The sequence below is a fragment of the Siphonobacter sp. BAB-5385 genome, assembly GCF_002261125.1.
Lineage (GTDB): Bacteria > Bacteroidota > Bacteroidia > Cytophagales > Spirosomataceae > Siphonobacter.
This window is the reverse complement of record NZ_NMPS01000105.1, coordinates 1-21,527: the sequence shown is the minus strand read 5'-3', so window position 1 is coordinate 21,527 and position 21,527 is coordinate 1. Positions and strand designations below refer to the sequence as shown.

At 48.2% G+C, this 21,527-nt stretch carries 21 protein-coding genes and 1 tRNA gene; 12 read left to right on the top strand and 10 right to left on the bottom strand.

All coding sequences use genetic code 11. From position 1 onward, the window contains the following. Positions 1-198: 198 nt before the first annotated feature. The 4 genes from BWI93_RS10840 (at position 199) to serS (ending at position 4,425) form a co-directional block, all read left to right on the top strand. Positions 199-891, top strand: a complete 693-nt coding sequence (locus BWI93_RS10840) for a tetratricopeptide repeat protein (RefSeq protein WP_094811149.1) — start codon at positions 199-201, stop codon at positions 889-891. Between the two features lie 102 nt (positions 892-993). Continuing rightward, positions 994-1,476, top strand: coding sequence for a 6,7-dimethyl-8-ribityllumazine synthase (gene ribH / locus BWI93_RS10835; RefSeq protein WP_094811147.1), 483 nt, complete (start codon positions 994-996; stop codon positions 1,474-1,476). Between the two features lie 184 nt (positions 1,477-1,660). Beyond that, complete coding sequence (locus tag BWI93_RS10830) at positions 1,661-3,019, top strand: aspartate kinase (protein WP_094811145.1); 1,359 nt, start codon at positions 1,661-1,663, stop codon at positions 3,017-3,019. A gap of 134 nt (positions 3,020-3,153) precedes the next feature. After that, positions 3,154-4,425 carry a serine--tRNA ligase gene (serS, locus tag BWI93_RS10825; protein ID WP_094811143.1) on the top strand — a complete coding sequence of 424 codons (1,272 nt, stop codon included), beginning with the start codon at positions 3,154-3,156 and terminating at the stop codon, positions 4,423-4,425. 83 nt (positions 4,426-4,508) lie between these two features. Here serS and BWI93_RS10820 read toward each other — a convergent pair whose 3' ends face one another. Together BWI93_RS10820 and tgt are read right to left on the bottom strand one after the other, a co-directional pair. Continuing rightward, positions 4,509-6,002: an OmpA family protein gene (locus BWI93_RS10820; protein ID WP_094811141.1), complete on the bottom strand. Its 1,494-nt coding sequence runs from the start codon at positions 6,000-6,002 to the stop codon at positions 4,509-4,511. Between the two features lie 172 nt (positions 6,003-6,174). Then, a complete protein-coding gene (tgt, locus tag BWI93_RS10815; RefSeq protein ID WP_094811139.1) occupies positions 6,175-7,302 on the bottom strand; it encodes a tRNA guanosine(34) transglycosylase Tgt in 1,128 nt (375 codons plus the stop codon). Positions 7,303-7,415: 113 nt separating this feature from the next. Between tgt and BWI93_RS10810 the strand changes: the two genes are divergently transcribed. The 4 genes from BWI93_RS10810 to BWI93_RS10795 all read left to right on the top strand — a co-directional run bounded on the left by BWI93_RS10810 (position 7,416) and on the right by BWI93_RS10795 (position 9,857). Then, positions 7,416-8,534 carry a glycosyltransferase gene (locus BWI93_RS10810; RefSeq protein ID WP_094811137.1) on the top strand — a complete coding sequence of 373 codons (1,119 nt, stop codon included), beginning with the start codon at positions 7,416-7,418 and terminating at the stop codon, positions 8,532-8,534. A gap of 65 nt (positions 8,535-8,599) precedes the next feature. After that, the gene (gene rsmG / locus BWI93_RS10805) at positions 8,600-9,223 is read left to right on the top strand and encodes a 16S rRNA (guanine(527)-N(7))-methyltransferase RsmG (RefSeq protein ID WP_094811135.1); all 624 of its coding nucleotides are present in this window, start codon (positions 8,600-8,602) and stop codon (positions 9,221-9,223) included. Between the two features lie 91 nt (positions 9,224-9,314). Next, entirely contained in the window at positions 9,315-9,716 is a 402-nt protein-coding gene (locus tag BWI93_RS10800; protein ID WP_094811133.1) for a PH domain-containing protein, read from the top strand. Between the two features lie 67 nt (positions 9,717-9,783). Then, a tRNA-Asn gene (locus tag BWI93_RS10795) sits at positions 9,784-9,857 on the top strand. Between the two features lie 492 nt (positions 9,858-10,349). On the opposite strand, the gene BWI93_RS10790 is transcribed toward BWI93_RS10795, so the two are convergent. From BWI93_RS10790 to BWI93_RS10760, 8 genes are all read right to left on the bottom strand, one after another. After that, on the bottom strand, positions 10,350-10,922 hold the full coding sequence (locus BWI93_RS10790) for a hypothetical protein (protein WP_094811131.1): 573 nt from the start codon (positions 10,920-10,922) through the stop codon (positions 10,350-10,352). A gap of 131 nt (positions 10,923-11,053) precedes the next feature. After that, positions 11,054-11,950, bottom strand: a complete 897-nt coding sequence (gene bla, locus BWI93_RS10785; RefSeq protein WP_094811129.1) for a class A beta-lactamase, subclass A2 — start codon at positions 11,948-11,950, stop codon at positions 11,054-11,056. Between the two features lie 381 nt (positions 11,951-12,331). Next, positions 12,332-12,580: a hypothetical protein gene (locus BWI93_RS10780; RefSeq protein WP_094811127.1), complete on the bottom strand. Its 249-nt coding sequence runs from the start codon at positions 12,578-12,580 to the stop codon at positions 12,332-12,334. 782 nt (positions 12,581-13,362) lie between these two features. Next, the gene (locus BWI93_RS10775; RefSeq protein ID WP_094811125.1) at positions 13,363-14,289 is read right to left on the bottom strand and encodes a PPC domain-containing protein; all 927 of its coding nucleotides are present in this window, start codon (positions 14,287-14,289) and stop codon (positions 13,363-13,365) included. A gap of 83 nt (positions 14,290-14,372) precedes the next feature. Next, complete coding sequence (locus tag BWI93_RS10770) at positions 14,373-15,077, bottom strand: 2-phosphosulfolactate phosphatase (protein WP_094811123.1); 705 nt, start codon at positions 15,075-15,077, stop codon at positions 14,373-14,375. 108 nt (positions 15,078-15,185) lie between these two features. Next, positions 15,186-15,710 (bottom strand): hypothetical protein, encoded by a 525-nt coding sequence (locus BWI93_RS28700; RefSeq protein WP_255157800.1) that lies wholly within the window; start codon positions 15,708-15,710, stop codon positions 15,186-15,188. 131 nt (positions 15,711-15,841) lie between these two features. After that, complete coding sequence (locus tag BWI93_RS28695; RefSeq protein WP_255157799.1) at positions 15,842-17,017, bottom strand: DNA polymerase III subunit gamma/tau; 1,176 nt, start codon at positions 17,015-17,017, stop codon at positions 15,842-15,844. A gap of 140 nt (positions 17,018-17,157) precedes the next feature. Next, positions 17,158-17,781 (bottom strand): Uma2 family endonuclease, encoded by a 624-nt coding sequence (locus BWI93_RS10760; RefSeq protein ID WP_094811121.1) that lies wholly within the window; start codon positions 17,779-17,781, stop codon positions 17,158-17,160. Positions 17,782-18,118: 337 nt separating this feature from the next. Between BWI93_RS10760 and BWI93_RS10755 the strand changes: the two genes are divergently transcribed. The 4 genes from BWI93_RS10755 to rpmA all read left to right on the top strand — a co-directional run bounded on the left by BWI93_RS10755 (position 18,119) and on the right by rpmA (position 21,045). Further along, positions 18,119-19,237 carry an aminotransferase class I/II-fold pyridoxal phosphate-dependent enzyme gene (locus tag BWI93_RS10755; protein ID WP_369679136.1) on the top strand — a complete coding sequence of 373 codons (1,119 nt, stop codon included), beginning with the start codon at positions 18,119-18,121 and terminating at the stop codon, positions 19,235-19,237. 100 nt (positions 19,238-19,337) lie between these two features. Beyond that, a complete protein-coding gene (locus tag BWI93_RS10750) occupies positions 19,338-20,177 on the top strand; it encodes a prephenate dehydrogenase (protein ID WP_094811156.1) in 840 nt (279 codons plus the stop codon). A 213-nt stretch (positions 20,178-20,390) separates the two neighbouring features. Next, positions 20,391-20,702 (top strand): 50S ribosomal protein L21, encoded by a 312-nt coding sequence (gene rplU / locus BWI93_RS10745; RefSeq protein ID WP_094811119.1) that lies wholly within the window; start codon positions 20,391-20,393, stop codon positions 20,700-20,702. Between the two features lie 70 nt (positions 20,703-20,772). Then, positions 20,773-21,045: a 50S ribosomal protein L27 gene (gene rpmA, locus BWI93_RS10740; RefSeq protein ID WP_094811117.1), complete on the top strand. Its 273-nt coding sequence runs from the start codon at positions 20,773-20,775 to the stop codon at positions 21,043-21,045. Positions 21,046-21,527: the final 482 nt, after the last annotated feature.

The following is a 21,527-nucleotide window of genomic DNA, read 5'->3' as shown; positions in this document are numbered from 1 at the left end:
CACTTGTATCGCTGGCCTCGTGTGCTCGTAAGAACAATTGCCCGGCGTATGGCAATACTAGCGTAGAAAGTACTAAACGCTAAACTGTTACATCTGGTTGGAACTATTTTGCAGATACGCCTAAATCTTTAGGCGTAATCGTTTGAGCTATCCGCTGGGTTGCTTACTTTTGCGTTCCAATTTCAATAGCACCTAACAATGGCAAAGAAAAACAGTGGCTTGGAGTTCCTGGAAAGCCCCGAAGGACTAGCGGGCGAGTTCGGAAAAGCCCAGTCTTTTTTTGATAAAAATCAGAAAGTAGTGTACGGCATTATTGCTGCAGCCATTGCAGCAGTCGGGCTATTTTTTGGCTATCAGTATTGGCAGGATACACAAAACGCGGAAGCCTCTGCCGTTCTGTATCCGGCAGTCAATGAATTTGAAGCAGATTCTCTGAATAAAGCATTGAAAGGCGGTCCCGGTGTAGAGGGACTGACGGCCATTGCGGATGAATATGGCTCTACGAAAGCTGGTAAACTGGCGAGTTTTTACGCTGGTGTAGCTCTGCTGAAACAAGGCAAGTACGACCAGGCTATTGAGCAACTGAAAGATTTTAGCAGCAACGACCTCCTGATTCAGGCTCGGGCGTATGCTCTGATTGGTGATGCGTATCTGGAGAAAAAGGACGCGTCAAACGCCATCGATTACTACAAAAAAGCGGCTGATTACAAGCCCAACAAATTCTTTACCCCAACGTACCTGCTGAAACTGGCTACGGCATACGAAGTAGCTAATCAGAACAAGGAAGCCATCGATTCGTACTCGAAGATTATTGAGAACTACCCTCAATCGGCTGAGTATGTAACTGCGAAGAAATACAAGGCCATCTTAGAAGGGCCGGCTTCCGAGTAATTTGGGGCGATATCGCACTAAAAATGAAAGGGATGAGGCCATATGGTCGCATCCCTTTTTTGTTGTCTATCGTTAGTGTATCACTTTCTCTATCTGTGACAAATGGCTTCTGAACTTAAAAACCTGAGCGTTTTCTCGACCGAAAACCTGCCCGATATTAGCGAAAAACATTTTGCCATTCTGGTGGCCGAGTGGAACAGTGAAGTGACCAATGCTCTTTTCACCGGAGCGTACCAGACGCTGGTCAATTACGGAGCCAACGAAGAGTTTATCCACGTACGCACGGTACCCGGTAGCTACGAACTCAGTTTTGGAGCGGCTCTGGCGGCCCAGGCCTCGCACATTGATGCGGTAATTTGTCTGGGTTGCGTGATTCAGGGTGAAACGAAACACAATGATTACATCAATCACGCCGTCGCTCAGGGCCTTACCAACGTAAGTATTCAATACAACAAACCCGTCATCTTCGGTGTGCTGACGCCCAACAATCAACAGCAGGCTCTGGACCGGGCGGGTGGCGTACACGGCAACAAAGGCGACGAAGCCGCTATCACCGCCATTAAAATGCTGGGTGTTTCCTTTTAGGCTGGTTTGAAGATTTCAGTGGTTTGAGGGTTGAAAGGTTTGATCGAGGGTTTAACGTTTGACAAGGGTTTGAAAACCTTTAATCACTTGAAACCCTTTCCAACTTTAAACTACCTCAAACCCACGTAAACCTTAAACTCAGTTCAAACCTTACAACAAAACCTTTTTTAACCATACGTACCTCATGCAAGTCTGGAAATTTGGTGGTACTTCCGTCGGGAAACCCGAACGGATGCACTCGATTCGAAACCTGATTACAGCCGATAACGGCAAAAAAATTGTTGTTCTCTCCGCTTTATCCGGCTCGACTAATGCCCTGCTTGCGATGGGAGAACTGGCCAAAGTGGGTAACGACGAAGAACTGGCCCAGAAAATCGCCGAACTGCGGGCTCATTACGACGCCTTCATTGAGGAACTCTACCAAACGCCCGAAGGCTTAGCCAACGGTCAGGCGATTGTGGAAAAAGAATTTTCGTTTATCCAGTCGGTTACGTCGATTCGTCCGTTTACGCTCAAGCAGGAAAAAGAACTCGTGGCCGAGGGAGAAATTCTTTCGACGCAGATGTTCGAAGCCTATTTGCAGGAGCAGGGAGAAAGCTCCGTACTCTTCCCGGCTCTGGATTTCATGCTGATCGATGCCGATAACGAGCCCGTACTTTCGCATACGGAAGAAGCTCTGGGGCAAATGCTCGACCAGCATCCTGATAAGCAGCTCATCATTACCCAGGGTTTTATCTGCCGGAACCCTCGCGGTGAAATCGATAACCTCAAACGCGGTGGCTCGGATTATACGGCTTCCCTGATTGGTGGAGCCATCCGGGCGGATGAAATTCAGATTTGGACGGACATTGATGGCATGCACAACAACGATCCCCGGATCGTAAAGAAGACGTTCCCGATTCGGGAATTGACCTTTGAAGAAGCCGCAGAACTGGCGTATTTCGGTGCCAAAATCCTCCATCCCAGTACCATCACGCCCGCCAAATTACGCGGCGTACCGGTACGCTTGAAGAATACGATGGAGCCTGCTGCCTTCGGTACGCTGATTGCGACGAAGTCGAGCGAGCGTGAAATCAAGGCTATTGCGGCCAAAGATGGTATTACAGCCATCTATATCCATTCGACGCGTATGCTGAATGCCTACGGCTTTTTGCGTCGCGTATTCGAGGTGTTTGAAAAGTACAAAACACCCGTGGATATGATAACTACTTCGGAAGTATCCGTCTCAGTTACCATTGATAATCCAGAAAACCTGGAGAAAATCACGGCTGAACTGAAGCAGTTTGCCGATCTGGAAGACCACGATTACAACCAGACGATCATCTGTATCGTCGGAAATTTCTCGGCTGACAAGGAAGGCGTGGCCCTGAAAGTACTCGAAGCCATGAAAAACATCCCAATCCGGATGATTTCGTACGGTGGCTCCGAGCATAACATTACCATTTTAGTGGATGGTAAATACAAAAACGAAGCTTTGAACGTACTCAATGAGCGTCTCTTCCACTACGAAGACGCGATGAAGGGTATTTTTACGGCTCCCTGATCCTTTAAGGCGATACGCAGCAACCGCGGATGACGCCGAACCTAAACGTAGCTTCGTTTAGTGCATTCAGTGTCATCCGCGTTGTTTTTGTTCGTCATTCCAAACGATTTTAATGGCCCTGTGCCGACTTGATTATGTTACAACTCAACTTCATCCGGGAAAATAAAGAAGTAACGATTGCCGGTTTAAAGAAAAAGTACTTCAAAGAACCCGAAGCCGCCATTGAGCAGTTGCTCACGCTGGATCAGAAACGCCGCGAAACGCAGGCCGATCTCGACGCTACGCTGGCCCAGTCCAATGCCCTGGCCAAACAGATTGGCGGCCTGATAAAAGAAGGCAAAAAAGACGAAGCCGAGGCTGCGAAAGCACAGACGGCTCTGTTGAAAACCCGTTCCAAAGAACTGGAAGAACAACTGCGGCAGGCGGAATCCGTGTTACAGGATGAACTGGTCAAGTTGCCCAACTTACCCCACGAAAGCGTTCCGGAAGGCCGTACACCTGAAGAAAACGTAGAAGTGTACACCTGGGGTGAGAAACCCGTACTGGCCGATGATGCCCAGCCCCACTGGGAGCTGATCAAGAAGTACGACATCATTGATTTCGAGCTGGGCAATAAAATCACCGGAGCTGGTTTCCCGGTGTACAAAGGCAAAGCCGCTCGCTTGCAACGGGCCATGATTAACTTTTTCCTGAACGAAGCCGCGGACGCTGGTTATCTGGAGATTCAACCGCCCATTCTGATCAATAAGGAGTCAGGCTTTGGTACGGGACAGCTACCCGATAAGGAAGGCCAGATGTACTACGCCAGCGACGATGATCTGTACCTGATTCCGACGGCTGAAGTACCCATTACGAACATCTACCGCGATACCATTGTAGCTGATCAGGAGCTTCCGGTTAAAAATACGGCCTATACACCCTGTTTCCGTCGGGAAGCCGGTAGCTGGGGAGCCCACGTACGCGGTCTGAACCGTTTGCACCAGTTCGATAAAGTGGAATTGGTACAGATTCGCAAGCCCGAAGAATCGTATCAGGCTCTGGAGGAAATGGTGGAGCACGTGAAAGGTTTGTTACAGAAGCTGAATTTACCTTTCCGGATTATTCGTCTGTGTGGCGGTGATATGAGCTTTACCTCTGCGTTGACGTACGATTTCGAGGTATGGTCTGCGGCTCAGCAACGCTGGCTGGAATGTAGCTCTGTCTCTAACTTCGAAAACTACCAGGCCAATCGCCTGAAACTGCGGTACAAAGTGGACGGCAAAACCCAATTGTTGCATACGCTGAACGGCTCTGCTCTGGCTCTGCCGCGTATCTTGGCTGCTTTGCTGGAAAATAATCAGTCTGCGGAAGGCATTCGCATTCCCGAGGTACTGGTTCCGTACTGCGGTTTCGATACCATTCAGTAGTACCGTTTGTACGTATCCACAAAAAAAGGAAGCCCGAAAGGCTTCCTTTTTTTACTTATCCACAGTGATAATGTGGATAACTTTTAGGGTAGGAATCGTAACTCCACCCGACGGTTTTTCTCCTGACCTTGTTTCGTGGTGTTATCTCCAATCGGTTTGAAGGCACCGTACGCTTCGGTAAGGATGCGGCTTGGATTCGCTACCCCCGCTTTGATGAGGTAGTTTTTCACGGCCTGTACCCGACGTTCCGAAAGGGTAATGTTATGGCGATCTGAAGAGCGACGATCCGCGTGACCGGTCAATTGCAGACGACAGTTGGTCCGGTTGAGCAGCTCGACGATACGCGTCAGCATTTCGTTGTACTCGGGCCGGATGACGCTCTTGTCGGAATCAAAATTCACGTTGGCAAAAATTTCCAGACAGGCCTGACCCGGCGTCAGTGAGTTAACGATTTGCTCAAAGTCAATGGCAACCCCCGCTCCGGAAACGATACTGCCCGCGGGCGTATCCGGTTGCTTGTCAAAGTAATCCGATACGCCGTCGTTATCCGAATCGATCAACAGGCGAGGATCGATGTCCTTGGGCCGGTTGGCTTTGGCAATCGAATCGATTTCTGACATGCTAAGAATTTTCTCCGGCTTATACAGCAGGCGAGGGTCAGTGTACCGCAGGTTGTAAGTGCCTTTCGCCGAATCCCAAACCTTGTCACGACCTACCTTGATCGCATTTTTTCCAAACTTGTACGTCAGCGTCAAATAAGGCGTAGCGAATTTATCCAGATCGGAGTTTCCGCGTTTGTAATCCTGAATGTTTCCGCGATTACCCGCCCGATCGTACATACTGGTGTTGTCGCCCCCAACGGTAGCGTCCAGTTTTTCCGTATTGACGTTATTCAGGACGAAATCGATACCAATATCAAATCGGGGTGAAAGTTCATAGGCAATGGCAAGTCCGACGGGAAATACCACCGCATTGGAGCGTTTCCTGGGAGACACATCCAGGCCCGCGTACGGTCCGTTGGGTCCATCCCTATCAACGACTTCCTGCGTAATATTCGACATCCGTTTGATGCGACCCGTTCCGATTTCGTAAGCTGTGGATTTGAACCAGAGTACGCCAAAACCCGCGTGCAGGTCGATCTTCCAGCGATTCAGTTTACGGGGACCAAACAGCAGGCTTTTCATGTTGATGTTTCCTACCAAAGCGGTCTGGAAGTATTCGGCCCGGAAATACGAGTTATAAATCCGGCTTTTAGCTCCGCGAAGATTACCCGCATCGAGCTTCAGACTGGCTCCAAACAGGTGCGAAAGCTGTTTATTCACATCCAGTCCAAAACCTACGGCTCCCCGTTCCGAGGCTGGGCGGTATTCTTTCGGGTGCGGAGCTGGCCAAAAATCGTACTCCCGTAAGTCTCCGTAAAACTGGGGCGATCCACCGCGTACGCTTATGGACCACGTATTCAGCTTATTTGGACCTTCGTATAACGCATTGGGACGGTAAGGATCGGTTTGAGCTCCGGCGTTCCCGGCTAGCATTCCCGTAAGTACGACTAAAGACAGACAGCGTATACTTCTCATAAGCTCATTTTAATGGAATTGCTGACAATTCCCAGGTTGATAAGTTAACATCAGGCCTCGCAAAAATAGAAGTTAATTCCGTTGCTCAACCGTTTTACAGAAAGGAGACAGACGTTAGCAGATATACGACGAATGCTTCCTTCCTGTTTCGTTTCGGGGAAAAGATTCACCCTTACAAACGCCGCATGATCTGTTCTACCATCTGGTTTTTCCAGGGCAGATACGTACCGTTTAAAATTTGCTGGCGGGCTTCTTTCACCAGCCACAAATAAAAGGTAAGATTATGCACACTCGCAATTTGTGGTCCCAGCAATTCGTCGGATTTGAATAAATGTCGCAGGTACGCTTTGGAATAAAACGTGCTGGTATATCCACCCAGTCCTTCATCGATGGGACTAAAATCTTTCCGCCACTTCTCGTTTTTGATGTTGATAATTCCCTGCGTCGTGTACAAAATGCCGTGCCGGGCGTTGCGAGTGGGGAGTACGCAGTCCATCATATCGATACCCAGAGCAATACTTTCGAGGATGTTCGCTGGCGTACCCACGCCCATCAGGTAGCGGGGTTTGTCCTGCGGCAGAATGGAGCAAACCAGGTCGGTCATTTCGTACATATCCTCGGCGGGTTCACCCACCGAAAGGCCACCAATGGCATTTCCTTCCCGGCCCAGCGAAGCAATAAACTCCGCCGATTGCCGCCGTAAGTCCGGATACGTACTACCCTGAACAATTGGGAAAAGGGCCTGCGAGTGACCATATTTGGGCTCCGTTGTATCGAAGCGATCGCAGCAGCGTTGCAGCCAGCGGTGCGTCAGTTCCATCGAGCGGCGGGCGTACCCGTAATCGCAGGGGTAGGGGGTGCACTCGTCAAAGGCCATCACGAAGTCGGCCCCGATGGCCCGCTGAATGTCCATGACGCCTTCGGGCGTAAAGACGTGCGTAGAACCGTCGATGTGCGATTTGAATTTCACACCCGCTTCGTCAATCTTGCGTCCCGTACCCGCCAGCGAGTAAACCTGAAAACCACCCGAATCCGTCAGGATGGGCCGATCCCAGCCGTTGAATTTATGCAAACCGCCCGCCTGTTCCAGTACCTCCAAGCCGGGCCGCAGGTAGAGGTGGTACGTATTGCCCAGAATGATCTGAGCCTTAATGTCTTCCTTTAGTTCCCGTTGATGCACCGCCTTTACACTGGCCACCGTTCCTACGGGCATAAAAATCGGGGTTTCAATCGTACCGTGATCGGTCTGAATCGTTCCGGCCCGAGCCTTTTGATCCTGTTTTATGACTTCAAACTGCATATGCTTCTTCCTAAAAAAACGCAAAGGTACTAACAATCAGGGGGCCACCCTAGTTTCTTACGAATTCCGTAAGAAACGCTTATTTTTGCGGCCGCTTTGACAGACACCCTACCGTGATTGCTTTCATTCTTTTGGGTATTGCCGTCGGAATTCAGTTGTTGTACCTGCTGATTTTTTCGAAAACGGCCTTTTATACGGTACCAAATGCTATCTCTGAAAGCCTTCCCGGCGTTTCGGTGGTCGTTTGTGCCTGGAATGAACTGGAGAATCTACGGGAACTGATTCCGATCCTGCATGCCCAGCAATACGAAACGTTTGAGGTCATTATTGTCAACGACAAGTCCGAGGATGGGACCTTTCCTTTCCTAAAGCTCGAATGTGAGGCTTACGAACGTCTGCGGGTGATTCACATTGACCAGACGCCCGCTCACATTGCCTCGAAGAAATACGCCCTTACACGGGGCATACAGGCGGCTACGCACGATCTCATTCTACTGACGGATGCCGACTGCCGTCCAGCGTCCCCACAGTGGATCCAGCATATGGTTTCGCAACTAAGTCCGGACAAAGAAATTGTACTGGGTTTTTCGCCGTATCAGCGGGAGCCGGGCTTTTTGAATACGTTCATTCAGTTTGAAACCTTTTATACGGCCCTGCAATACGTTTCCTTCGCTCTGGCGGGACTTCCGTACATGGGGGTAGGCCGGAATCTGTTGTACCGAAAATCGCTCTTTCTAAAGCATAAGGGCTTTGATGGTTTTTTGAACGTACTAGGGGGCGATGACGATTTGTTTATCAACAAAGCGGCCACGGCTTCCAACACGGCCGTATGCCTGCATCCCGATAGTTTTACGTACTCGATTCCCAAGCAAAGCTGGGCGGCGTGGTTTCACCAGAAACGGCGGCATGTATCGGTAGGCGGGCATTACAAACGACGGGATCAGTTCCTGCTGGGTTTGCTGGCGTTTTCGCACCTGGCCTGCTGGGTGTTATTTCTGGGAAATTTCGTTTATTTCCTATTGGAGCGAAATACCGAAATGATGGCCTGGACGGGTGGTATCTTTGCCTTGCGTACGCTGGGGATCTGGTACCTCTGGGGCCGGGCAAACCAGACACTCGGAGGCCGGCTTAGCTCCGGTATGATTCCAGTTATGGACGGCCTGCTGACGTGGTATCTACTTGGAATGGGCTTTGTATCTACTTTTTTCAAGAAGAAAATTACCTGGAAATGAGCAGAAGACCGAATTTAGGCTAGGCCCTGACTTATTTTACGTTCTATATTCTGATTATTAATCTCATGGAAATCATAAAAAAATACTTTCCTGACCTAACGCCCCGGCAGGAAGAACAATTTGGGCAACTGGGCGAACTGTATCGGTTCTGGAACGAGCAGATCAACGTCGTATCCCGGCAGGATGTGGATAACCTCTACGAACGGCATATTTTGCATTCGCTGGGCATTGCGAAGGTAATGCAGTTTAAGCCCATGACCGAGATTTTGGACGTAGGTACGGGAGGCGGTTTTCCGGGTGTTCCGCTGGCGATTCTGTTCCCCGACTCGCAATTTCATCTGGTGGACAGTATTGGGAAGAAAATCCGCGTGGTGGAAGAAGTGTCCAAGGCCGTTGGGCTGACCAATCTGCGGGCGGAGCAAAAACGGGCGGAACTGGTACCTGCGGCGGCGTACGATTTTATCGTGAGCCGGGCTGTAACGCGACTGACGCCCTTCTACGGCTGGGTGAAGACGAAAGTCCATAAGAACCAGTTCAACGACCTTAAAAACGGAATTTTATACCTGAAAGGCGGTGACTTAACCGAGGAACTTCAGGAACTGGGAAAGAAAACGACGGTTTATGAGCTGTCCGATTATTTCACGGAAGCGTTTTTTGAGACCAAGAAAGTCGTGTACGTACCGTTCTAGCACTAGATTTTTAGGCAACGTACTGAACCAGAAGCATTCCCCTCTACTTTTGTAGGGCAAACATCCTCATTACAGAAAACAACAGAATACTATGGGTAGCTATGTAAACAATCACCTGATCAAAGACGAGCAGGTCATTTTTGAAACCAATTACCACTGGACCATTTTCTTTACCTGGGCTTCGCTGTTTACGCTTACCATCGCGGCCTGGATCAAGCGTTCGTCCGACGAATTTGTGATTACCAACAAACGGCTTGTAATCAAAACCGGCTTTATTTCCCGGGATACGATTGAGCTAAACCTGAACAAAGTGGAGAGTATTCAGGTAGAACAAAGCGTCTGGGGTCGTATGTTCGGCTTCGGAACGGTATCTATTCACGGCACGGGGGAAACGAGTCAGGTTTTCACGCGAATCAGTGATCCTCTGGAGTTTAGAAGAAAATACCAGGAGCAGTACGACCAGTACACCCACGCTCGCGGAACATTTAATTAAATTTTTTTCACAAAATACTTGCGTTAGGCTGTCTGATGCCTTAGTTTTGCACTCGCTTTCAACGCAGTCCCGAATAGCTCAGTCGGTTAGAGCATCTGACTGTTAATCAGAGGGTCGCTGGTTCGAGCCCAGCTTCGGGAGCTTCAAAGTCAGCCACTTACGTTCATTCGTAAGTGGCTTTTTGCTTTATTTGCATAACAATTTGCATAACATCCGATTTTAGAGGCTTATCTGCGAACGAGAGGAAGAGGGGAGAAGAGTCAGAAATTTTTCATCAAAATACGCCAAGGGGGTACTCTGGTATAGTTGCTCGCACAGAAAATATTTGTTTGATTAAGATCTACGTCTCTTTCGCTACTAAATGGCGTGGCGATATTGGCATTTTTGAGATTTTAGGAGTCGCCAATTTTGGCTACACCCTACCATTAGTCATTTCACATAAAAGTTACAGTCAATAGACCTTTGGTAGAGTCTCTTATCTCAGCGACTCCACGAAAAAGATTTTGTTTGCCCGTCACTTCTGTCACCTGCGTTACTTTTGTCCTCATCGTTTCGTCCTGTGATAATTACATAACGCTTGTGTAGCCTATCACACAGTAAGATAGCTTACCCTGGATAAGTTTTTAACTCGGCTTAATGATACGGTAGGTCCAGCAAGTGCTTTGGATAGCTCACCGGAATCTCTAATGCCTCTGCTGCACCTAGAATTCTTTGGATCACCGCTTCCTGAGGAGGTATATAGAGGTGTAGTCCCCATTCTCTCCACGAGCTAATGATTACCTGAGCCCCTAAGTTCATCAAGCTATGAATGGTTTCTAAGTCATACCCTTCCGCAGTGTGCAATTGCATGATTAGCGTAGGATTATAGGCAAATAACGGTTTATTGTATCTGCTTAAAAGCCTGTTCTTCCCTATCAGTCCAAACACCTGATAAGTCTGCTTAGCCTGATGAAGCACTTCCTCAGTGAAAGCAGGAAGCATAAACAGGCCTCTTAAGTCAAACCTGTTTTGGTCTATGACGGCTTTACTAAGGTTTTCGTGTAAGTGATCGTTGAAAGGATTCCACCAGATGGCCCCCGTCAATAGCTCCTTAATAAGCCTAAAGAAACTGAGGAACACTGACCTTGCTATTGGCAATCGTATTGGCTGATCCATTCGAGCCTGTACCTCCTTGCTGATGTCCACCCGCGTAGATGTAAGCTTCATAGTCTAGCTCCACTTTGGTTTGGCAGTACTACTCTAAATCATTCCAGACACCTCAGTGCAAGGCAGGATTCTGCGGAATCACATTCGCGTGGATAAGCAAAGTACAAACGATTCATGCATTCCGCTCCCAATCACTTCGCCCGGGCAAAGTGATCATAAGCCAGCTTGGCAATATCGGCTATGATTTGCTCATTCTTCTCTATGCCTTCGCTTGTGTTTGTTACGAATACGCTAATGGCGATGTGTTTGCCGTTGGGTAGGGCAATGAAACCGACATCATTCACGGCACCCATCATGCCTTCTTTATTCGTGCCCGAAGTACCCGTCTTGTGAATGACCAGGGTGCCCGTGGGAAGTAGCTTCTTTAGTCGGTTCTCACCCGTAACCGTTTCGGTCATCACCTTCCATAAGAAGTCATGACTACGCTTCGAGAGAATTTTTTGCTGATAAAATAATTTCAGCAGATCGAGCATGGCCGCCGGTGTGGTCCAGTTGGTATACTGAACGTCCCAGTTTCCCTTGGCCTGCATGGTTTCTTCCGTTTCCCGAATAGCCACCTCTTTTATGCCCAACTGGTGAATAAAGGCATTGACCTGTGTAGGTCCACCCAGGAGCCTGAAGAGATAGTCGCAGGCACTGCCGTCACTTTCGGAAACCATGTAGCGGATGATCTCCGAAAGGGGTAAATCTACTTCGCCATTTGGATGATCTTCACCCATCGGACTGTGCAAACCGGGTACGAGATCGCTCTTTTTCACGTGCAGCTTCTGCTCCAGCTTAAATCGTCCTTTATCGACTTCTTTCAACACGGCTAATGCCACGTGAAATTTATAAACACTTTGCATGGGCAGGTGTTTATCGCCGTGGATCAGCAGGGTCTGCTTGCTGGCAAAATCGTAGATACTTACCCCAACAGTCGCTTTCTTAGGTTGGATAAGTTGTTCAATCTGGTTCTGTAAAGACTTCACCTGGGCATGCAGGGATGAAAACATAAAAAGCAGCCCAACGACTAATAAAGGGATTCTCATATGGGTAGTGACTGGGAATTTAGGTTTAGATTGAAAGATAAGAAAACCACTCATTCTGCTCTGAAATTTTTATGAATACGATCAGCAATAGCTGACAACAAGATCAAATGAGGCAGACACATGAACATTCCGCAAGGCCTGCAGGTCTACTGAATTCTGAACCAGTCCGCGAAGAAAGCTTTATTTTACAAGACAGAATGCTGGTCAGGCCCCTCTGAATTTATGTTTTTACGCCGAATTTATTCATCAGCGTCAACCAAAGGTTTATGAGGTTAAAATCGGAACTTTATTTCCCGGCAGGTGTCCAGGTCATCAAACATTCCGTGAATGAAGCGTTTAGCTTTGAAAAATATTGATAAACCCTGGGAAGTACTTCTTCTGTTACAAAGCAATGAGTTCGTCCTGGTGAAAAATACCGCTCTGCCAGTTTCCCTGAAGATCATTCCAGCCGCAGCGAACCATTCCCTTGAATACGCGGGGGCGGGGCGTCATTTCGATATTACTGAGGTCTCTTGTTTCGATGAGTTCCCGGTTCATATCCTGATCCATGCGGTTTTCCAGTACTTCCCGAATCACGTCCAGCTCTTTAAACCATTTTACTTTTTCACCGATTTCGAATTTCCGTATCATTAGTATGTACATTTACGTGTGGATTTATCGGGGTAATCTGGCAAATCATAGAAGAGCGATAAAGATAGATTAGCCACCTATCTTACCTATTCCGTTTATCGAGAATACGTACCCGTTCATCGGGCAAATCCTGCCAAACAACGAATATTCCTAACATTTACTAAGGACCTTGCGTGTTTTGTCAGGTAATCCGTTTCACCTGCCCTCTTAGAAGCGATTACTATTCAGCATTGAATCTGTTACCGTAAAGGTAAATAACTGATATTCAATATTCCCAACCGCCACGGGAAATGAATTAATCCCACCCTTTAATACATATGTACTTTGCCCGTTTTATTCTGGCAAAGTCTATATCGTTTACTTCGGTTATGAAAAAAATTATTTACCTACTGCTTATGGCTATTGTCTTAGGCGTAATCGGCGGCCTTCTGGAAAGTCATACGCAAGTACATGCCTCTTCCGAAAAGGCTCAAACCTCTCGTTAAAGAAAGCGGTACTCTGATAAAACGCAGTATTTTCATTTACGACTTTCAAGTCGGCTGAAATGCTATATCGTAAAAAAACCGTCCGGCAAGGCCAAACGGTTTTTCAAGAATTAACCCACACCTTTAACTTAATCGGTGAATCACAAAGTTAGGGAGAGAATAGCCTGAAAACAGGATTATTCTACCCTATTTTCATTTTCTTACCATGTGTTAATAGGATACAGTGTTTTTATAAGCACTGTATTAGTACCTTATAACCTGGGTGTTTCGATGTATAGAGTGTTTTTAAGACTTCACCTAATCCAGTCCTAACACAACCTGGTATTTTTTCTTTCCTGCTTCTTTCAGCATTACGGTCAAAAAGTCGGTATAACTCGACATACTGAACTCCTGAAATTTTTCACCCGAGAATTCGTCACTCTGCCAGCCATCCAGGCAGGTTTTTAATTGCTGAATGTACTCTTTATGGACTTGCAGGGCCTGTTCTTTCGTAGGAAATTCTGCAAGAATCGTCTGGTACTTCATTTTTTCCTGTTCGGTTTCCAGTAGAATTTCGGAAGGCTTTCCGGGTAGAAAGGCAAACGCAGTCTGGTAATGTTCCGTTATGCCCGCTTTTTTATCCGTTCGGGTTTTCTTTCCCTTGATTCGCGAAAAATGATCCTGGTGCTGGGCTAGCAAAAAGTGAATCCGATCACAGAAACTCGCCGTTTCTGCGGGCAATACGGATTCCGCCGGAAGCAGGTATTTTCGGATCAGATAATCTCCCGTCTGATTCGGATCGGTTGAGGAAATTCGTAACGTGTACGTACCGGACGCGGGTACTGTATATTTTAGTTTCTGGATACTAAAGCCCGGAAACTCTTCATGATCCGTTTGAGTCGTTACTTGTTTATCGGGCGTTTCCAGGGAAAAGGAAACGCGGTACCAATCCGAAGCTACTTCCAGCCGTACTTCCTCGCCAGCGTTTAGGGTCAGGGTGTAGGAATCCGCGTAGCGTTTCTCAGCATCTGCTGCATCTGTTTTACTCAAAGTGCCTTTCACTACATCATACGCAAACGCCTGCCCAGCCTGCAAGCGATGAGCATCCAGAGCGGTTTGCGAAGCGGCCGGAGCCTTTACGGTTACCGTTCCTTTCTTTCGGGCCGGCTTACGTTTTTTTACTTGCTGAGCAAAGCTGGTAAAGGCTAGTAAGCTCAATACTACTAATAAGAAGGATTTTCTCATACACGACAGGAGAAGGGGTTTGAAACAAGAACGCAGACAAAAGCTAGCTTCTGTCTGCGTCCGGTATAAAAAAATAAGAAAAATTACATCCGTACGAGTTGATTGCCCCGTAAAACGGGCAGTACATCGTACAAGTCATGTTGTAAACAATACGAAATGTCTTTGTGAATGCCTAATCGGTGCAGGCGGCGTACGTGAGAAGAGTTGGCTACAAAGCCTAGCAAATCATTCTGAGCTCCTGCGTACAGGCGTTGAGCCATCATGGCGGCGTCTTCAGAAATCATGAAGTCATTCTGTAACCGATTTACCAACGCTCCCGCAAACAAGGTATCCTCTAAGTTCGGCTTGCCTTTCCAGCCCGCACACAAAACCAGCACATCATACTGCTGCGTTCGCAGGTAGGCCGCTAATGCTTCCAGGTTTAGAAATGACCCAATCATCACTTTCACTGCGGCCCGCGACTTGGTAATCGCCAGCGTACCGTTAGTAGTGGTTACAGCAATGGTCGAACCGACAAACTTTTCGTTCATGTAACTGAAGGGCGAGTTATCCAGGTCGAAACCATCGGGGGTCATGCCATTGCGTTCTGCAGCGGCGTAGTAGCCCTGATCGCGTAGTTTAACACACTCATCGATACTCGCCACTGGAATAATGGATTGAACTCCATACGCGAAGCCAGTAACCATACAGGAAGTGGCCCGAAAAATATCCACAACCACAACAATAGCATTATCAATTTTGTGCTGATACAGCAACTCGGGAGTCAGGCAGACGTCTATTTGTTTCATTCGTGATGGGCCACGCGGAGTCATCTACTCCAATTCGCGGCGGCAAAGATACTGAATGTTAGGAGGGAAGCGGTACATCTGGCTAACAATACCGGGATTAACCAGACTTTACCAGTCGAAATCCAATCCCAGACTATTTTTTAATTCGAGCAGAGCGGGATTTTTCTCAGCGAGATAATTAAATTTTTCGGCTTGCGTATAGGGCTGACGACTCGTTTGATGTTCAACCAGAAAGCCGTGAATTTGAATTTGACCGTTCTTTAGCGTCTGCCGGAGGTACGTCAACAGATCCGTTTTCAGATCGCTGAGTAGTTCCAGTTGTACCGGATTGTCCAGTCCTAACTGAATAACGTGTCCTTCCAGGGTGAAAACACGATCCAGCATGACCACTTCCGTCATCGAGCCTTTTCCCCGGCGAATTTCTACAAATTCCGCCCAGGCCTTGTGGAGGTCTTCTTCCGTATACGACTGTCGAAGTTGAATAATGGCCTCTTTCTGTTCCGAAGAAGCTTCTGATTTCTCCTCGAAATTATTCAGATCAATGGTCACCTTCAACCGGGAACTGCCATTCACCGCTTTTACTGGCCGGGCGGGCGGGGGAGGCGTGACCGGCTCCACAGGCACTTCTGCCACCACGGGTGAAGTTATTACAGGTGGAACTACTGGCGTCGGCTCGGGGGCTGGCGTTTCTGCTACTACCACAGGGGGTGCAGGCGGAACAACCGGGGAAGGGGTAACGGCCGTTTGGCTAACTACGGGCGGCGTTACGGGTTCAGTTGACTTTTTTTTTCGGCTTCTTCCGTATCGGACTGCGTAGGCAACCCGGCCAGATTCAGTACGGAAGGCAGGTGAGCCATCTTCGAGAGCGTAATCTCGACGTGCAGCCGTTGTTGTTTCGCCTGTTTGTAGTTGATGTCGCACTGACTGCCCAGACTCATCGCCGACAGCAGGAACGACAGCGAGGTTTTCGCCGATTGTTCGAGATAACGATTCTGTACTGATTCCGAAACTTGTAATAAACGTACCGTTGATGGATCCTTACAGACCATCAGATTTCGGAAATGCTCGATTAAACCGACCACAAACTGGTGTCCGTCGAAGCCTTTTCGCAGAATTTCGTCGAACAGGAGCCAGGTCTGGGGTACACTTCCCGCCAACAACGCATCAGTCAGGCGGAAGTAATAATCATAGTCCAGAATGTGCAGGTTATTCAGTACATCGTGGTAATGAATCTGACCATCTTTGGAAAACGTCACGTTCAAATCGAACATCGATAAAGCGTCGCGTAATCCACCATCGGCTTTCTGAGCGATCAGTTCCAGAGCGTCATACTCCGCCGTGATGTCTTCTTGCTGAGCGATCGAGGCCAAGTGATCGGCCATATCCTTGATCTGAATTCGATTGAAATCGAAAATCTGACAACGACTCAGAATCGTAGGCAGAATTTTATGTTTCTCCGTCGTCGCCAGAATGAAAATGGCGTAGCTCGGCGGCTCTTCCAACGTTTTTAGAAACGCGTTAAAGGCACTCGTCGAAAGCATGTGTACCTCGTCAATGATGTACACTTTTTTACTACCCATCTGGGGCGGATAGCGTACCTGATCGATCAGGTTCCGAATGTCTTCGACGGAATTGTTGGAGGCCGCATCCAATTCGTGTACGTTCAGCGAAGCATTGTTCTGAAACGCCACGCAGTTTTCACATTCCCCGCAGGGTTCTACGTGATCGTCCAGACGAAGGCAATTGATTGTTTTTGCCAAAATACGGGCACAGGTCGTCTTGCCTACGCCCCGTGGACCGCAAAACAAAAAGGCCTGAGCCAGGTGATGGGTTCGAATGGCGTTTTTGAGCGTCGTTGTAATGTGCGACTGTCCCACTACCGAATCGAATGTCACCGGACGATACTTCCGTGCCGAAACCACAAACTGCTTATCTTCCATGCCGTGAAGTTACGAACGGATTTTCGTTTGTCCTTCGGGAAAGGGCCAGCTTGTTCCTCAAAAAAAGCGGCGGCAAGACTCCGTTTTTTGCGAAGATTTGCCGCCGTCCTTCTGTTCCTCAAAGTGTTACAGAAAAAGGATTACCGGATCGTAAATTCTTCTTCCGGTAAATTTTCAATCTGGCTATACACGTCGTCGATCAGCAGATACGCATCAATCGATTGCAGGTGTACCATATCCGAACCGTGCTCGGCCTGAAGTACCAGAGCCCAGTGCTGCGACTCATTTTTTCGCCACAACTCGGCGTAAATGCGACGGGAATCCACCACCAGATATTCTTTCAGACTTTCGAGACTCCGGTAGTTTTCAAACTTACTCCCCCGGTCGTAATTACTACTACCCGCCGAAGACACTTCAATCAGTACCGTCGGATTGAGTAGCGTGTCGACCTGATCGTCCGAAAATTGGGGTTCACCCGCCGTAATGGCCAGATCGGGGTACGTGTAGAAATTCTTGTCGGCTACGAAAACTCGCTGATCTTCCGTGAAACAATGCCCGCTTCCCCGTTCGCTCAACTGCTCTTGAATAGCCCGGCTCAGGTTGGTCTGGATGGCATCGTGTACACTAACGGTGTCGGCCACTCGCTCATTCAAACTGCTCATGGCCAGGAGCTGGCCGTTGAAATACTCGCTTCGTACAGTTGTGGTACGCTCAATTTGCAGGTATTCTTCCTGACTAATAAATGTTCGCTGAAGGTTAGCCATAATGCGTGATTTAGTTAGAAGTACGAACACAGGTAACTCAAAAATTTTTTGCCAGCTACCTACGCTTAGACGCTGCCCGCTTGAGAACGTTTAGCGTTGGCTAGCAGTGCTTACCAATGCCCGTAACATTTTCAGCTCTTTTCTTTGGCGATTCCAAAATTCCGGATACTTTTGCCCGGTCTATTGAACACGATGGCAACTTTTCTGTACACGGCTTCTTATTATTACTACTACGCCAACGCGTAGAGCCGGGTAGGAAATTGTCTTTTCAGAAAGCATCGTCACATTCCGCAGCCGGCCCGTATGGAGTCGGTTTTTTTGTTTTATACCCAACAACATGGCAACGATTCAGCCCGCCCAGCGGCTCAACCTGGTACAGGAGTACTACTTTTCGACGAAACTCAAGGAAATCGCCGAAATGAAGAGCCGCGGCCTCGATGTGATTAACCTTGGTATTGGTAGTCCGGATTTACCTCCTTCGCCCCAAACCATCGAGGCGTTGAGTAACTCCGCTCACAACCCAAAGCATCACGCGTATCAAAGTTACGTTGGGCTTCCGGCTCTGCGTCAGGCTTTTGCGGGCTGGTACCAAACGTATTTCCACGTGGAGCTTAATCCGGCGAACGAAATTCTGCCCTTGATTGGGTCGAAAGAAGGAATCATGCACATCGCCATGAGCTACCTCGAACCGGGTACGATCGCTCTGGTACCCAATCCAGGCTATCCCACTTATCGGGCGGCTTCCTTGCTGACGGGTGCGGAAGTACAGGATTACGAATTGTCGGCGGAAAACGGCTGGCTGCCCGATCTGAAAGCCCTGGCTCAAACAGACCTTTCCCGCGTACGACTGATGTGGGTAAACTACCCGCACATGCCAACGGGGGCTCAGGCGACTCCTGCTTTGTACGAAGAATTAGTGGCTTTCGGAAAGGAACATAATATCCTGATTGTCAATGACAATCCCTACAGCTTTGTCCTGAACGAAAATTACCAAAGCATTCTTGCCGTACCCGGTGCGAAAGAAGTAGCTCTGGAGCTGAACTCTCTCTCTAAGTCGCACAATATGGCGGGCTGGCGAATGGGTATGCTGGCGGGTGGAGCCGAACACGTTTCGAATGTGCTTCGCTTTAAATCGAATATGGATTCGGGGATGTTTCTGCCCTTGCAGGAAGCGGCTATTCAGGCTCTTGCTAATCCGCCGTCCTGGTACGCCGATTTGAACGCGATTTATCGCCAACGGCAAAAGAAAGTTTTTGAGTTACTCGACTTGCTGGACTGTACCTACGATCCCCAACAGACGGGCATGTTTGTCTGGCTCGAATTCCGGCTTCGTACGCCGATGGCTACGCTCTGTCGGATGAAATTCTGTACAAAGCCAACGTCTTTATTACGCCGGGTGGCATTTTTGGCTCACAGGGTAACGGGTACATTCGAATTTCGCTGTGTGCGGAGGTAGAGGTTTTCAATGCCTCGATTTTACGCATTCGGCAGATAAAAGGTATTTGTTAGGTTTCACCCCGCTGAATACTGAAAACCGTAAACTGAAAACTAAGAAGATGACGATCGCAATTGTGGGTATCGGATTGATTGGGGGCTCGATGGCTCTGGCTCTCAAGGAATCCGGCTATGCTCAAACCATCATTGGGGTGGATAAACAGGTCGAGCACGTGGTGAAGGCTCTTGAGCTGAAACTAGTCGATAAAGTGGCCTTGCTCGATGATGCCATTAACCAGTCAGACCTAATTATACTGGCCGTACCCGTCGATGGGTTGCTGAGCCTGCTTCCTTACGTACTGGATCGGATTGATAAACAGATTGTGATTGACGTGGGTTCCACCAAACGCCCAATCGTTGAAGCAGTCAAGAATCATCCCAACCGACGTAGGTTCGTGGCCACGCACCCGATGGCGGGTACGGAGTATTCCGGGCCTGAAGCAGCCGTCCAGGGTTTATTCACCGGAAAATACAACGTCATCTGCGACGCCGCCGACTCGGATTCGGACGCCGTAGCTACCGTGAAGGAATTGTACGAAGCCATCGGGATGAAGATTACGGAGTTTGATTCTACTTCGCACGATGTTCATACCGCTTATATTTCCCACATTTCGCACATTTGTTCGTTCGCCTTGGCATTGACTACGCTGGAGAAAGAAAAAGAAGCGAATCGCATCTTCGAACTGGCAAGTTCGGGTTTTGCCAGTACGGTCCGTCTGGCTAAAAGCTCGCCCGAAACCTGGATTCCCATTTTCCGGCAAAACCGGGAGAATATCCTGGATGTCCTCGACGAATACATTAATAACTTATTGAAATTTAAGGGATTAATGTTATCGGACAGCTACGAAAAATTCCAGAGTTATCTGAAAGAAGCGAACGATATTCAGCGAATTCTGGAGTAGTTTGAGGTTAATGGTTCGTAGTTGTTGGTTGCTGGATGTTGGGTCGTATTGATGATTGTTGGTGAACACATGAAGAGCCCAACAAACAACCAGCAACGAAAAACTAACCACTAATCCTGATCAATCATCAACATTTTTTTCCAGAGATTGCTGATTTTCAAAAGATTTTCTTACCTTTGCAGTCCATTTTTCAGGACCAAACATAAGTAAGAAATGTACGCAATTGTCGAGATCGCAGGTCAGCAATTTAAAGTCGAAAAAAACCGCTACCTCTACACGCATCGTTTAGCGGGTGAGGAGGGTGCTGCCCTTGTGCTGGATAAGGTTCTGCTGGTGGACAATGACGGTGTAATTACAGTAGGTGCTCCCACCGTAGCGGGTGCCACTGTTTCAGCCAAGATCCTTAACCACGTTCGTGGAGAAAAGGTCATTGTCTTCCGCAAGAAACGCCGCAAGGGGTATCAGAAGCAAAACGGCCACCGTCAAGACCTGACGAAAATCCTAATCGAAGAAATTTCATTGTAATTAGTTGATTGTTCTTGGTTGCTGGCAAGTCCACCAGCTAAAAACCATCCACTAAAAACCAAACAAGATCATGGCACACAAAAAAGGGGTCGGTAGCTCCAAAAACGGCCGGGAATCGGAAAGTAAACGTCTCGGCGTAAAGATCTTCGGCGGACAAGCAGCCATCGCTGGTAACGTGCTGGTTCGTCAACGCGGAACTCAACACAATCCGGGTCGCAACGTAGGTATTGGTAAAGACCATACGCTATTTGCTTTAACGGACGGAGTCGTTGAATTTAAGAAAGGCCTTAAAGGTCGTTCTTTTGTTAGCGTACTTCCCGTAGCTGTAGAAGCTGAAGCGTAGTTTACCATCCGGTAAAATCATTGAAAAAGCCTGTCTGACAAGTTCAGACAGGCTTTTTTTATTCCAGTTTGTAAGGCTGACCGATTTGCGATTTTTAAACGATGTGTACTCTATCACCGAAATACGCATAAATTTATCTGGATGGAGGGTACGATAGACCTTGCATGCTCATTCGCCGTTCCAGATTTGCCGTCTGGAACCTGCCTGCGGCGTATCGATACGTACGGGATCACAAATCCCATTCATTCTGCTATTGGATGACAACTCCGAGAAAGAGGAGAAATTCGCGTCTGTGACGCGAAATCCTACCACCCCGATCATTAACCATGACGGTTGAAATCGGAGTAAACCTATACACACGCTCAATCCGATTCACTCCGTCGAACATCTCAACCCCGGAGGGGTTTAATTTGAATAGCCCCGTATGAAATGCGGGGTGTATCCCGCCCGGTAGGCACAGCCTACTAATTAAAAAGTCCGTA

What these genes read in the sequence shown, in the direction of transcription:
- BWI93_RS10750 (WP_094811156.1), top strand. Translation starts at nt 19,338, where the DNA reads ATGACGATCGCAATTGTGGGTATCGGATTGATTGGGGGCTCGATGGCT.
- BWI93_RS10820 (WP_094811141.1), bottom strand. Translation starts at nt 6,002, where the DNA reads ATGAGAAGTATACGCTGTCTGTCTTTAGTCGTACTTACGGGAATGCTA.
- BWI93_RS10790 (WP_094811131.1), bottom strand. Translation starts at nt 10,922, where the DNA reads ATGAAGCTTACATCTACGCGGGTGGACATCAGCAAGGAGGTACAGGCT.
- BWI93_RS10760 (WP_094811121.1), bottom strand. Translation starts at nt 17,781, where the DNA reads ATGGCTAACCTTCAGCGAACATTTATTAGTCAGGAAGAATACCTGCAA.
- rsmG (WP_094811135.1), top strand. Translation starts at nt 8,600, where the DNA reads ATGGAAATCATAAAAAAATACTTTCCTGACCTAACGCCCCGGCAGGAA.
- rplU (WP_094811119.1), top strand. Translation starts at nt 20,391, where the DNA reads ATGTACGCAATTGTCGAGATCGCAGGTCAGCAATTTAAAGTCGAAAAA.
- BWI93_RS10775 (WP_094811125.1), bottom strand. Translation starts at nt 14,289, where the DNA reads ATGAGAAAATCCTTCTTATTAGTAGTATTGAGCTTACTAGCCTTTACC.
- ribH (WP_094811147.1), top strand. Translation starts at nt 994, where the DNA reads ATGGCTTCTGAACTTAAAAACCTGAGCGTTTTCTCGACCGAAAACCTG.
- rpmA (WP_094811117.1), top strand. Translation starts at nt 20,773, where the DNA reads ATGGCACACAAAAAAGGGGTCGGTAGCTCCAAAAACGGCCGGGAATCG.
- BWI93_RS10800 (WP_094811133.1), top strand. Translation starts at nt 9,315, where the DNA reads ATGGGTAGCTATGTAAACAATCACCTGATCAAAGACGAGCAGGTCATT.
- BWI93_RS10840 (WP_094811149.1), top strand. Translation starts at nt 199, where the DNA reads ATGGCAAAGAAAAACAGTGGCTTGGAGTTCCTGGAAAGCCCCGAAGGA.
- BWI93_RS10755 (WP_369679136.1), top strand. Translation starts at nt 18,119, where the DNA reads ATGGCAACGATTCAGCCCGCCCAGCGGCTCAACCTGGTACAGGAGTAC.
- BWI93_RS10780 (WP_094811127.1), bottom strand. Translation starts at nt 12,580, where the DNA reads ATGATACGGAAATTCGAAATCGGTGAAAAAGTAAAATGGTTTAAAGAG.
- BWI93_RS10770 (WP_094811123.1), bottom strand. Translation starts at nt 15,077, where the DNA reads ATGAAACAAATAGACGTCTGCCTGACTCCCGAGTTGCTGTATCAGCAC.
- serS (WP_094811143.1), top strand. Translation starts at nt 3,154, where the DNA reads ATGTTACAACTCAACTTCATCCGGGAAAATAAAGAAGTAACGATTGCC.
- bla (WP_094811129.1), bottom strand. Translation starts at nt 11,950, where the DNA reads ATGAGAATCCCTTTATTAGTCGTTGGGCTGCTTTTTATGTTTTCATCC.
- BWI93_RS28695 (WP_255157799.1), bottom strand. Translation starts at nt 17,017, where the DNA reads ATGGAAGATAAGCAGTTTGTGGTTTCGGCACGGAAGTATCGTCCGGTG.
- tgt (WP_094811139.1), bottom strand. Translation starts at nt 7,302, where the DNA reads ATGCAGTTTGAAGTCATAAAACAGGATCAAAAGGCTCGGGCCGGAACG.
- BWI93_RS10830 (WP_094811145.1), top strand. Translation starts at nt 1,661, where the DNA reads ATGCAAGTCTGGAAATTTGGTGGTACTTCCGTCGGGAAACCCGAACGG.